The sequence below is a fragment of the Calditrichota bacterium genome (assembly GCA_013151735.1).
GTDB lineage: Bacteria > Zhuqueibacterota > JdFR-76 > JdFR-76 > BMS3Abin05 > BMS3Abin05.
Genome location: JAADHR010000182.1, coordinates 1 through 12786 on the forward strand (window position 1 = coordinate 1; position 12786 = coordinate 12786).

Sequence of the window (12786 nt, forward strand, 5' to 3'; positions counted from 1 at the left end):
GGGGGGAGGGTCAATAAAAGAAAAGTATCACGTAAAAACACATTATTCAATTGATTGTAACGCGACCCCTTGTTAATGGCAAATTAATTTTTATCACAACTTGTTGATCTAATTTTGCTGCGAATCATTGTCTGTGTCAGGAATCTTGATTTTTTCAAAACTTTCTATTAAATGATCTGCTGCAAAAAACCATCCCCCTCTATTCAGGGAATTTTGCAGTTGTCACAACATTCGCAAGGGTCGACCATCAGATCCCCAAAATGGATTTTGCCAGAATTTCAACATCAAAAAAGGGGGAATAATTTTTCAAATAAAAAAGCTCGTATTTTTCCTTTTCCAATTCATTCAGATTGTGATCCCGGTACAATTGCACCAGCCCGGTGAGCCCCGGTTTCAAATAGATTTTATGGTGATTTTTTTTGGCCGCCGGAACCATTTCAGCCCCCACAAAACTGATCTTCCCCTCCAGAATATTCCCCAACAGGGGAATTTTCTGCCAGTATTTCAGATTTGCAAAATCACCGGGGAACTCCCCAAGAATGGACACCTCAATCGGAGCTCCCTTTTCAGAAAGAATAGGAATTCTTGAAAGCGGCTTCCGTTTGATCCATCGAAAATAGAAATAGATCGGCCAGAGACAAAGCAGCCCAATGAGTGAAAGGGTTCCGTCGAACAGCCGCTTTAAAATTCGCAGCGGCCCCCGGCCCAGTTTGTAATCAATATCGACCAGAGGAATATCGCCAATGTGGTCGACCGAGGAGCGCCCGATAATCACCTCTGCATCGCTGGCGGCCGTTCGGAAATTGACGTCCAGGCCTTCGGCCTGAGAAATAACCTCCAGAATAAATTCATAATTCAGGCTTTCGGATGAAAAAATAACCTCCTCAATGGCCTCGCTTCGAATAATCCAGGGAAGATTTTCCACGGTCCCCAAAACCGGAACCGAGTAGCTTTCCCCCTGATTCTCCTGGGGGACAACCACCCCCGCAACCTCGTACCCCTTATCCAATCGCTGACGAAGCCGGTCAATCAGATTCGACAAGGCCGCACCGTGCCCCACCAACACTGTTTTCTTGCGGGCAAGTGAATGTTGAATCGATTTTAAAAAGGGGACCTTACCGGATTTTGCGATCAGGTGCAAGGCCAGGCGCCAACCCGGCAGCAAAACCAGCGCGGCCAGTCCCATCGCAAAAACGACCACCCGCGAAAACGCAAACTGCTTGAAAAAAAAAGTAAATGTACCGTTAATAATCAATCCCAACAGGGTGGCGCCCAGCGCCCGGGATACGGAGTATTTTTGCCGCTTGTAGAGATCAAAAAAATAGAAACTGCTCAGCCACACCAACGAGTACACCGCGTCCACAATCAGGTAGCTTTTCAGATGCTGAAGGGATCCAAAGCGAACCAGCAAACCGAAAACAAGGGCTACACTCAGAAAAAACCAGTCCACAATAGGAAGGGCGAGCTGTTTTAGCAAACGATTCAAAAAGCTTAAACTGCCCCGAATAGCAATCCCCGTAATTAAAAACCACTGGGGCAAAAACAAATATTTCCCCCTAAAATGTTTCTGGACAAATTGCAGCATTGCCCGGTAAAACATCAGGAGCGTATCTTTTTGGCTTTTTCCCGAGCTGGCCCCTTTGTAGTGAATGATCTTCGTCTCGGGAACGTAGTAAATTTTCCACCGGGCATGCTTCACCCGGTAGCACCAATCCAGATCCTCCCCGTACATGAAAAAACGCTCGTCGAGGGGTCCCACCTGTTCGTACACTTCCCGGCGAAGCATCATAAACGAGCCGGAAATCGCATCCACCTCGGTGGTTTGCTCCGGATCCAAATAGGTTAAATTGTAGCGACCAAAAAGCCTGCTCCGGGGAAACAGCCGGCCCAGCCCCACCAGTTTTGTAAACGCCACCCAGGGCGTTGGAAAGCTGCGTCGGCAGGCCAGTTGAAGGGTTCCGTCGGGATTCAGGATCTTGCAGCCAGCCATTCCGGCATCCGGATGTTTGTCAAAGAACCGAATAAGGGTTTGGAACGTATCCTCCTGAACAATGGTGTCGGGATTCAAAAGCACCAAAAATTTGCCCCGTGCCCGTTTCAGCGCCTGATTATTCGCGCGCGCAAACCCTACATTTTCCGTATTTTTCAAAAGAATTACGTCTGGAAATTCCCTTTCCACAATCTCCGGACTGCCATCGGACGAATGGTTATCCACAACAATGATTTCCGAAGGGATGGATTGGGTGGCTTTTTCAACGGAACGGAGCGTTTGCGATAAAAAATCCCTGACATTGAAATTGACAATAATAATGGAAAGCTGAACGTCCATTCACTTTACTCGATTTTCCCAGACAAACTTAGAAACTTTAACTTCCACACCACCCAGGCGGCTTCTCGTACAATTTTTTTGGACATTTTTGAATGTCCGATGAAACGATCCACAAAAATGATGGGAATCTCCTTGAGTCGAAATCCCAGTTTCCAGGCCTTAAAATCCATCTCTATCTGAAAAGCGTAGCCGTCGGAGGTAATTTTGTCCAGATTGATCGCTTCAAGGACCGACCTCCGAAAGCACTTAAATCCGGAGGTGCTGTCCTGAATGGGCATTCCTGTAATCCACCGGGTGTACACATTCGCAAAATAACTCAGCATCAAGCGGGATAACGGCCAATTAATCACATTGACGCCCTGAATGTACCGCGAACCGATCACCAGATCAAAATCCTGAATGGCGTGTAAAAAGCTCGGTATTTCACGCGGATCGTGAGAAAAATCAGCATCCATCTCAAAAATATAATCGAATTTCCGCTCAATTGCAAATTTGAAGCCGCGAACGTAGGCCGACCCCAATCCCAGTTTTTTCTCGCGAACAATTAATTCGATATTGGGGTGTGTTTGTTGAAGTTGGCGCACCCGATCGGCCGTTCCATCGGGCGAGTTGTCATCCACGACCAAAATGGACAACCCCCGAATGTTCAGATCCAACACGGAGCGGCAAATGAGTTGAATGTTTTGAACTTCGTTGTAGGTCGGAATAACAACCAGTGTTCTCTTTTCACCAATCTGATTATTGATTTCATCAATTTTCTTTTCGTTCGATTTGTAGAAGGGATGTGATGCATCAAATTCCAAACGGATACTCCTTTTTCTGATTCCTAGAGCGGATGTTTCTCGTCCAGCTGCTTCTTCAATTCAAGCAATTCCTCCTCAACCGACATCAAATAAACCCCCAATTCCTTCTGAGCCTTTTCCACCGATAAGGCGGCATTCATCGGACGGGGAGCCAGTTGTTTTAAATCGCTTGTCTTTCCACGATGAATAAGCGACTGGTTCAAATTAAAAATCCGGGCTATTTTTAGAGCAAACGAATATCGATCGATTGATTCTCTTCCCGCAAGGTGAAAAAGCCCGGTGGCCTTTTTCTCGATTGCGACACGGAACGCCTCCGCCAAATTGTCAGCCAGTGTGGGATTTCCAATCTGATCGTCAACAATCGTAACCTCCTGATTTTTTTTCAGGGCAGAAATGAGCCACAAAACAAAATTCGGCCGTATGTTTTCACCCGCTCCAAAGAGAGTGGATGTTCGTCCGATAAAATAGGCTGCTCCGGATTCTTCGATAGCCCATTCTGCGGCCAGCTTGGACCGGGCATAAAATCCCCTGGGATCCGGCGTATCTGTTTCCCGGTAGGGGCCGTTCTCCCCCGAAAAAACATAATCGGTAGACACGTGGTAAAGCATGGCCCCCACGGCCTTGGCTTCAAGAGCCAGGTTTTCGACTCCAATAACATTAATTTCCCAACAGAGGTCCTGGTCGATCTCCGCTCTATCCACATTGGTGTAGGCCGCTGCATTGACAATAACCGTTGGGCGAAATTCCCGGACCACCCGGTGAACGGAGTCAATCTTCGTAATGTCTATCCGCTGATAAGAAATACGTGTCGAAAACAAGACACTGGGTTCGATACTTGTCCCCAGAATTTCCGAATCGGAGGACTGCTTTGAAATCTCCCGAACAATTTTTTGACCTAAAAGACCATTGCAACCCACAATTAAATAACGATTTTTCATGTATGTTTCAGGATACCTCTCCTTTTATTCGACAACAAACAGCTTATTTTTTTGATAGGATTTTAGCGCCTCCTCCACCTGAAGATGGATGCGATCCACTTTTGTCGTGGATTGAAAGGTACAATTCAACCCTCCGGTAATATTCCCGTATCGGGCAGATTCCACGGGGTCTTTTGTTTTGAGAAACCGGGAAATAAAACCCGTCGCAAAGGAGTCGCCGCAGCCGGTGGCATCTACCACTTTGTTCACTTTTAGGGGCTCAAAATAATACACCTCCGGGATACCATCCGACAGGAAAGCCAAAACCGATCCCTTTGAGCCCAGCGTTATATTAATAATATTGTTACTAATTTGAACCAATTCGGTTGCAAATTTTTTGTAATCGTCCACAGTTTCCAGAGCGCGTGCCGCCAGGGTTTCCGCTTCTTTTTCGTTCATTTGAAGAATATCAGGAAGTTTCACCCAATCCTGCCAGTTTTCCGGTCTTTGGTAAAACCGGGAACCGTCTTCATTCCGCCCAAATGCAAGACTGTGAAAATCCACGTACAAATAGCCGGATTTTTCTTCCGCTATTTGCTTGCAGGTTTCATACGTCACCTCGTAGCCAGAGATGAAATTGAGTAAGATAACATCGTTTCCGACAAAAGGCCGAATCAAATCGTACGGCAAAGGAGGCGGAATATAGTTCGACGTTTCTTCCCGATATTCAGGTGTAATGTATTTTAAAATGACCTGATTATTTTTTTGGTCGATTTTATGGATCCCGTTGGTGCGAATGTTGGGGAATTTTTCCGTAAGAAGTTCCAAAAACTCGTCGTACACATCGTATCCAAGATAAAATACGGGTTCCAGAACAGCCTGGTCTCTCAAAATGCCGGCCAAATGGGATAAGGTGTAGTAAATCCCGCCCCACCCGTAAACCGGCTCCCCTTTGTAAGGGTAGATGGTATCCCTTACCACCGTGCCAATTACCGTAATTTTGATTTTTTCAGACATTCACCATTCCTTTCCAGTTCGGGTTATTTCGAGAACATGTCTGGCTCATTTCTGATTCTTGAGGTACTATTTTATTACAATTTGGACCCCTTATTACGAAATTCAACAAGTTTGTCCTGTAAATCGGTACGGGACAACGCCAATATTTCGGCAGCCAGAACGGCTGCATTAATGGCCCCTGCTTTTCCGATGGCCATGGTGGCTACCGGAATACCCGAGGGCATCTGAACTTCCGATAAAAGGGCATCCAGTCCGTTCAAAGCGGAATTGGGTAACGGAACACCAATAACCGGACGCGAAGTTTGGGCCGCTATTGCTCCGGGCAGGTGGGCCGCCATTCCCGCCTGTGCGATAAAAACCTGTACACCCTGTGCTACCGCCTTTTTCAGATATTCGGAAAGCGCCGCTGCATTCCGATGAGCGGACAAAACCTGAAAATCGTAGGGAATATTAAAATAATCCAGATATTTTTTTGTGTGTGCCGCCATCTCTTCATCCGATGAACTTCCGACAATAATACTGACCAGATACCCGTTACCCATATTTATTTTCCTTTTTGAATATCAACCAACGTTTTAAACGATCTGGCTATCACATCCAACTGCCGCATGAACGGCATTTTTCCATAGAGATCTTTCGGATCAAAAACAGCACAATCAATAATGTAAATTCGGCTGGTGGGCTCATCATAAAACACATATTCACGGAATGGGCCGCCGGCTATTTTTTCGTTATTTTCCCACAATCCATCCACCTGGTAGGCCCGCCTGCCGTTAAAATTGACAATCTTAAATTTTACATATTTCCGATTCACCGTATCTCCGCCATAAAACCAGGAACCGACAGAATCCCTCTCATTGATAATCCAGTCTTTGGTAATGAGCGAGGGGTTGTCCGTTTCAATCCACCGGACGTAAAGCCAGCGTTCGGGGTATCGTCGGCGCAAAAAGACAAAACCCGTATCGGGCGATTCCCAGGCCAGAAAGTAGTCGTGCTGCACACGAACGGTCCACTGGTATTTTTTAAGAAGCTCTTTTTCCAGCTTTTTATTTTCGTGGCTGGCAAACATTTCCTTCGTCAATTGTTTTACATATTGAGTGTTGTAAATCGAAAAAATTTGTTTCTTAAATCGTTCAATCTTTTTGGCCAGTGAATCCGTATTCACAGACACCAGGAGCAAAATGGTCTGATCATCCACCCATTGGTTTTCCTTCTTAAAAAGAAAATTTTTTCCCGCTTTAACGCCCGCCATAATTTGCGGCGACGAAAGACTCTTTCGGACCAGATCGGCAATCGGGCCCTTGGAATCAAGCGTGGCAACAAACATCAGATTTCGGTGAAGGGTGTATTTATCCAGATCGTCGGGGTTTGAAATATACTTCAAAATAAAATATTTTTCGGGTTGGGGTGTTTCAATGCCTTCACTGAACGCCTCTTCAAGAGGCTTTTGCACGGCATCCCAAACCGATTGGGGCGCAAATACGTAGATGTCCTGCTCCGGTTCCCTCCCCAGTTCTCTGCGATAACAATTTGCAGCAAAAAGGGAGAGAACAAGAATTACCAACAAACCATATCGTCTAATTTTCATTTTTTCCTCCTGCTTTTTTTCCCGGCAAATAGAAATAAAGCGGCACCTGGCAACGATCCGACAATGGTCATCAAATAAGCCAGGAACTCCATCGATGCAGCCAAACCTGCAGAAATGCCGGCTCTCGCAAAAAGCACGACTCCCGATTGCTCACGGACACCCAATCCTCCGATGGAAATAGGCAGGCTTGCCAGCAGTGCAATCAAAGGAATGAATAACATGAATGTTTGAAATCCCACGTGAATATTCAATGCCAATCCGGCAAAATAATGAATCCCCACCCTAAAAAGCTGAACAAAAAACCCAATGCCCATGAGTTTCAGCAAAACCAATTTGGCATGTTTGAATTGATGCACCACTTCGTACAGATCAATCATTTTCTGCACCACAGATTCCGGAAAAAGCCAGACAAACAACGGGTGAAATTTCTTTGCCAGGGGGCGATTGAAAAACACCGCAAAAATTAAAATCCAAAAGAAAAGCGTAATGAAAAGTACCGGTAAAATGGTTTGTAAATAATTCTCCTTCAGAATCAAAAGTCCTCCGATCAGCGACAAAAATGTAAGCATGGTAAATCCGATGAACCGATCGAGAAAAACGGTTGAAATGGCCCCGGCTGTTTTGTCGGTGGATCGGGAAGCGTAGTAAATGCGAAACACATCCCCGCCCAAATTACTGATAAAAAAATTATTAAAAAAGAGGCCGATAAAATAGAACTCCACAGTTTGGCGGTACGTCAGATCCATCCCGCTCTGCCGCATAAGCAGGTACCACTGCAAAGAGCCCAGAAAATTACTGATCAGAAACGACCCGATTCCAACCAGAACCCACCACAGATTGGCCGTTGATAATTGATTGATAAAATTTTCAACACCAATTCTGGCAAATAAATAATATAAGAGGACACTGCTTACAACGATTTTGAGAAAAAAGAAAACTGTTTTCCGGTTCACACCACCCTCTTTTGTAAAACGTACAACATTCCCGAACCGTTTCCGGTTATTCCAATAATTCGTGACAGCCAGGCCATCAGAAATCCCCGCAAATAAAGAAACGGTGAAACAACCCTCGGTACCTGCAGCCGCCGCATCCGAATTTTTTCGCTGAGAAGTGCGTTATAAAAGTAATCCAACCCGATAGGCTTTTCCAGAACGATTTTCCATCCGGCAGCCCGCGCGACCTGCCGCATGTGTTTCGGAGAAACATGGAACAAGCGCCGCGGGCTATCCAAAGCCGCCCAATCCTCCCGATAAAAATAAAAATCCAGTGACCGAATATTGGGGATACCAATGAACACATGCCCCTCATCCTTTAGAAAAACCCGGATTTTTTTCAAAATCTGCACCGGATTCTGAAACCGAGAAAAGGAATGCCAGAATGTAACGGCGTCAAAATAATCATGATTCCCCTCAGGAAGTTTGTCTATTGAATCAAAAACGGGCAGTCCCAACGTTTGGTGCGCAAAATTGGCATATTTTGGAATTCGCTCGATTCCCGTTACCTCCCACAAGTGACGGCGCATGGAATAAAGAAAATCCCCGTTCCCACAGGAAACATCCAGAATTCTTCCCACACCGGAAATCTTTTCCACCTGTTTTCTCTTCCACGAAATGGCGTATGGATGCACGAAAGCATACAGTTTCTGAAAAAAATCCTGATGATTGGCTTCGAATTCCAAAAACGGATTCAGAATATCGGTCGGGTAAAATTTGTCCAGATCTTCAGGCAACGGGCGGGGATTCACAAACAATGCGCCGCACGAATTGCATCTCTCCAAGCGATAGTTCTTTGCGTAGGGAAACACATAGCGATCAAATGTGTCTAAAAAAAATGTGGCCGCTTGAGCACCACAAATAGGACAATCCGTTTGTTCAAATCTCACTCGATCCAAGTAGGCAACCCTTCCAAATCACACACCCTTCTGACACCACGCACAAAATAATCAAAAACGATGCTTCCCCGGTACATCTGTGAAAAAATCATTTCATCGGAAACGTTCCGAATGGATTGTACATCCCTGTGCTTGCGACGTATTTTTATTCCATGCACCAGAATGAAAGCCCCTGCGCGGAGAACCGCCCATGCCCGTTTAACATCCAACTTGGCTACCGAAACCCAAAACGTAAGTCCTTCAAAAACCAGTCGAACCGGAATAAGCCACACCAGTGTTTTAAACGAATAATTTTTTAGCAGCATCATCCAATTATTTCGATGGTTCAAATACATCTTTCGATGCGCTTCATGCCCCAACGAATAGCCGGAATAGTGGTACACCTGACTTTTGGAATCTGACAGAACGGAATACCCCAAAAGGTGAAACCGCCAATTCAGGTCAATTTCCTCCATGTGGGCAAAAAAATCCTCATCCAGCAGCCCGGATTGGCTGAGAACAGCCGTTCGAATCATTATCGCTGTGCCGGATGCCCAGAAAATCCGAAAGCGGCCTTCGTACTGTCCGGTATCCGTTTCAAGAGCGTCGAAAATCCGCCCGATGGCAAAGGGGTAACCAAAGCGGTCAATCAGTCCTCCCATGCCGCCCGCGTAATCAAACTTGCCAGGGAACCGCATGGAGAGTATTTTCGGCTGACAGGCTGCAGCATTCGGATAATCTTCCATACACGCCACCAACGGTTCCAACCAATTTTCGCCGACTTCCGTATCATTATTCAGCAGGACGGCGTAGGGTGTTTCCACCCGCCGAAGCCCCACATTGCACCCTCCGGCAAATCCCAGATTTTGCTCGTTTTTTACAATCTCAAAATCAGAGGTCGGCAAAATGGCGCTTACCTTCTCTGCAGAAAGGTCAGAACCATTGTCGATGATAAGCACCCGAAATGGCACTTTCTTTTCATTTTTCAAAGAACGCAGACACGCATACAGAATATCGCTTTGCCCGATATGGGGAATAACTATGGTGACAATGATTTTATTTTCTGTCGGCGTTTTTATTCCCATTTATTTTTTAGGTTGAAGCGGCAGTTTGGCTGCCCCTCCAGCAATGGAATCCTTACTGGTTTTTGCAAGTTCGCTCTGTAAATTGCGAATAATGGACTGTGCCTGTTTATCATTCGGATGCCGCTCCAGCCATTTTTGCATGAGTTGTATGCCATCCGAATAGCGTTTAAAGCTGCGGTAATAGTCCAGCAACCAGACATACGCTTCCACGCTGTCCGGTTTTTTGGCGATAATCGCTTTGGCCCGTTTCTCAAATTCTTCCGGTTTTCCCGCATCCCAGTACATTTTTCCAATGGAAAGCACGACGCGGTCATCCCGAATCGGAATCAAATTCTCAGGCATGAGATATTCCATTCGATCCAACACCTGAATAACCTTGTTCATTTGCCGTTTCATGCGATAGTAAGCCGCCAGACGCAGAAAGGCAGAGCGGTAGTTGATGAGCAATCCCTTGGTTTTATCATCAAGATAAACCTTGGGATTATTAAGATTTCTGAAAAGAAATTTGTGAAACAGGTTTTCCCACAAGCGATGGGCACTGATTTCAATCCCCCTAAAGGGGATAACCTTAAAGGCCATCCCGTCCATTCGCAGGTAGGGATTCAGTCCGATCTTATTTTCATCCGAAACCGTAACCGCAAAATAGATGGGTTTTCGCCAGTTATCGGTCATCATAATATTCAGCACCATGAGGTCCTGAACCCGAAGCGCCCGCCCTGCAACCGTTGGTTTGACCGTAAATTTAATCTTCCCGCTCTGATCCAGCGGCCTGTTCGGAAGCTCGTTCCATTTCCTCATATCGGCAATCTCATTTTTATAAACGGTATCCGGTACACCGATTTCAACGGTTTGAGGTTTATCCCAGGGGTACAGCCCAATGCGCTCAATTTCCTGATCCGTAAGGGAGATGGGAACCCGCGGCGCACGATGTTTGAGCTGTTTAATGTACCACGGAGTATTCAAAAGAGAAAGATTGACAAGCCGCACATCCGTTCGGATATTTTTCACGTACTGTAAATACCAGAGCGGAAAGGTGTCGTTGTCTCCATTGGTAAAAATGACTCCGTTGGGTTCACAGGTTTGGAGAATGTTGTAGGAGTAATCGTACGGAACATAATTTCCGGAACGATCGTGTGAATGGAAATTAAAGGCAAACATATTAATCGGAACAGCAACCGCCATCACCAAAAGGGCCACAAGGATAGCCGGGCGGAGCCATGTCTTTCGATTTTGAAGAAATTCCTTAATCGCCTCCATCACAGCGGTAGCGCCTATTCCAATCCAGATCGCAAATGCGTAAAAGCTTCCCACGTAGGAATAATCCCGCTCTCTGGGCTGCGGGTTGTCCTGATTCACGTACAGCACAATGGCCAGACCCATCATGAAGAAGAGAAACAGAACGGCCAGACCCCGTTTCCAATCCTTTGTAAAGTGATGAACCGCTCCAATCATTCCCAATAAGAACGGCAGGCCATACAATCCCCTGAGACTCAAAATCTCGGCAATATAACCGTCCCTTCCAATTGTTGTCCCGGTCCCAATGAACTGCCACCCAAAATAGCGGACATACATTTTACTGATCTGATACGACCAAAACGGGGCTTTTCTTGAAAAGATGGTCAGCAGCATGCTGTTCTCGCCGTATTGTTTTCGGGCCAGATAATCCTTGATGGCCGTCCAGGTTTCGGGATCATTTTCATCAATAGGCGGATTCATTTTTGATCGAATAAAAATAATCAGATACGCTGTATATCCGATCACAAACAGCAATGGAATGATCCACCACAATTTGAATGCCTTTTTGTCCACCTTCCACAAATAGTACAGGGTGCCGACCAGCACAATAACAAACGTGACTTGAAAGAATTTCCAGGCGGAGGCCTGATGCGCCATGAATTGCTGGTAGGACATTTTGGTCGGATCATAATGGAAAAACAAAATGTAGAGCATAATCGGAACCCCTGCCTGCAGTAAAACCACCCAGACCAACCGCTTGATTGTGAGATTGTCCTCAAAATAAACGATCATAAAAATGAAAGGAAAGGCAAGTAGATTCAGAAGATGGACGCCTGTGGCCAGCCAGAAAAGGTAAACAATCAGGACCATCCATTTTTCATTGAAGGGACCGACAGGGTTATCCTTCCAATACAGGGTTAACCAAACCACCAGCGAGGTAAAAAGCATACTCATGGCGTAGACTTCGGCTTCAACGGCATTAAACCAGAAGCTGTCCGAAAAGGCAAAGGCCAGAGCTCCAATAACGGCCCCGCCGTAGGTAATCCAACGATCGGTGGCATTCTTGGGTTCACCCTTCCAAATGTTAATCAAGCGGACAATGACCAGATACAATAGCATAATGGTAAATGCACTGGACAACACCGAAATAAAATTCACCCGCCATGCCACATTCATGAATGGGAACAAGGTGAACAGCCGGCCAATAATGGTAAAAAGAGGGGCGCCTGGAGGATGCATGACACTCATGGTGTACGAACATGCAATAAACTCACCGCAATCCCAAAACGATACATCCGGGGCAATTGTGCGCAAATACGTCAGAAAAGCTATTGCAAACACACCAATCGCTACCCAGCGATTCACAATCCGATTTTTCTCCATCCGTTTCATTCCTCCAAGCTAATAGAATTCCATTCAAATTGCTCTAAAAAATAAATCAAAAGATAGGCATTCTTACGACGAACCAAAATCTATTTGCCCCCTTCATCTGTTTTTTTCTCTTTTTCTTCTTCCTTCACGTTTTCTTTTTTCTCACTTTCCGAGGCAGGCTTTTTCTCTTCCTGCGCTTTTTCCTGAGCCTTTTTCTCCTGCTCTTTTCGCTCTTTCTCCAGTTCATCCACGAAATTCAATTTCAATTCCGATAGGGTGCGGTCCAAAACCCGGATTTCATTTTCTGTTAGATTACCCTGTGTTTTGGCTTTAATCATGTCCAGCATATCAATGGACAATTGTGCCTGATTCAGATCGCGCTCAATTTTATCGGTAAGAGGATTTTTGATCTTTCCCATTTGCTGCCAGGCGGCTGTTTCAAATGTCATAATCAACTGCAGGAACAGTATTTCATTTTTCTGATCATTAGAAATGTCCTGGGCCATGAGTTTTCCCTCCTTCATTTTTGGAACAATGCTGTTCTTACTCTACCCCAAATTCTCTAAAAAT

11 protein-coding genes are annotated in these 12786 nt (G+C 45.6%); all 11 read right to left on the reverse strand.

Going from position 1 to position 12786, the window contains the following annotated elements:
- Positions 1-247: 247 nt before the first annotated feature.
- Positions 248-2329 (reverse strand): glycosyltransferase, encoded by a 2082-nt coding sequence (locus GXO76_12785; GenBank protein NOY78732.1) that lies wholly within the window; start codon positions 2327-2329, stop codon positions 248-250.
- Between the two features lie 5 nt (positions 2330-2334).
- Positions 2335-3063 carry a polyprenol monophosphomannose synthase gene (locus tag GXO76_12790; protein ID NOY78733.1) on the reverse strand — a complete coding sequence of 243 codons (729 nt, stop codon included), beginning with the start codon at positions 3061-3063 and terminating at the stop codon, positions 2335-2337.
- Between the two features lie 92 nt (positions 3064-3155).
- Positions 3156-4070, reverse strand: a complete 915-nt coding sequence (rfbD, locus tag GXO76_12795; protein ID NOY78734.1) for a dTDP-4-dehydrorhamnose reductase — start codon at positions 4068-4070, stop codon at positions 3156-3158.
- A gap of 24 nt (positions 4071-4094) precedes the next feature.
- Complete coding sequence (locus GXO76_12800; GenBank protein ID NOY78735.1) at positions 4095-5066, reverse strand: carbohydrate kinase family protein; 972 nt, start codon at positions 5064-5066, stop codon at positions 4095-4097.
- 74 nt (positions 5067-5140) lie between these two features.
- Positions 5141-5608: a 5-(carboxyamino)imidazole ribonucleotide mutase gene (gene purE / locus GXO76_12805; protein NOY78736.1), complete on the reverse strand. Its 468-nt coding sequence runs from the start codon at positions 5606-5608 to the stop codon at positions 5141-5143.
- Between the two features lie 2 nt (positions 5609-5610).
- Positions 5611-6654 (reverse strand): DUF4837 family protein, encoded by a 1044-nt coding sequence (locus GXO76_12810; GenBank protein NOY78737.1) that lies wholly within the window; start codon positions 6652-6654, stop codon positions 5611-5613.
- Positions 6651-7607, reverse strand: a complete 957-nt coding sequence (locus GXO76_12815; protein NOY78738.1) for a flippase-like domain-containing protein — start codon at positions 7605-7607, stop codon at positions 6651-6653. The genes GXO76_12810 and GXO76_12815 overlap by 4 nt, the downstream gene beginning before the upstream one ends.
- Positions 7604-8545, reverse strand: a complete 942-nt coding sequence (locus GXO76_12820; protein NOY78739.1) for a class I SAM-dependent methyltransferase — start codon at positions 8543-8545, stop codon at positions 7604-7606. Before GXO76_12820 ends, GXO76_12815 begins: the two co-directional genes overlap by 4 nt.
- On the reverse strand, positions 8533-9609 hold the full coding sequence (locus GXO76_12825; protein ID NOY78740.1) for a glycosyltransferase family 2 protein: 1077 nt from the start codon (positions 9607-9609) through the stop codon (positions 8533-8535). The genes GXO76_12820 and GXO76_12825 overlap by 13 nt, the downstream gene beginning before the upstream one ends.
- On the reverse strand, positions 9610-12237 hold the full coding sequence (locus tag GXO76_12830) for a DUF2723 domain-containing protein (GenBank protein ID NOY78741.1): 2628 nt from the start codon (positions 12235-12237) through the stop codon (positions 9610-9612). It abuts the gene before it with no gap.
- A gap of 80 nt (positions 12238-12317) precedes the next feature.
- Positions 12318-12722, reverse strand: coding sequence for a DUF1844 domain-containing protein (locus GXO76_12835; protein ID NOY78742.1), 405 nt, complete (start codon positions 12720-12722; stop codon positions 12318-12320).
- Positions 12723-12786 lie beyond the last annotated feature (64 nt).

Excerpts from the sequence above, each read along its gene's own strand:
- GXO76_12785 (NOY78732.1), bottom strand. The coding sequence starts at position 2,329 with ATGGACGTTCAGCTTTCCATTATTATTGTCAATTTCAATGTCAGGGAT.
- rfbD (NOY78734.1), bottom strand. The coding sequence starts at position 4,070 with ATGAAAAATCGTTATTTAATTGTGGGTTGCAATGGTCTTTTAGGTCAA.
- GXO76_12800 (NOY78735.1), bottom strand. The coding sequence starts at position 5,066 with ATGTCTGAAAAAATCAAAATTACGGTAATTGGCACGGTGGTAAGGGAT.
- purE (NOY78736.1), bottom strand. The coding sequence starts at position 5,608 with ATGGGTAACGGGTATCTGGTCAGTATTATTGTCGGAAGTTCATCGGAT.
- GXO76_12810 (NOY78737.1), bottom strand. The coding sequence starts at position 6,654 with ATGAAAATTAGACGATATGGTTTGTTGGTAATTCTTGTTCTCTCCCTT.
- GXO76_12825 (NOY78740.1), bottom strand. The coding sequence starts at position 9,609 with ATGGGAATAAAAACGCCGACAGAAAATAAAATCATTGTCACCATAGTT.
- GXO76_12830 (NOY78741.1), bottom strand. The coding sequence starts at position 12,237 with ATGAAACGGATGGAGAAAAATCGGATTGTGAATCGCTGGGTAGCGATT.
- GXO76_12835 (NOY78742.1), bottom strand. The coding sequence starts at position 12,722 with ATGGCCCAGGACATTTCTAATGATCAGAAAAATGAAATACTGTTCCTG.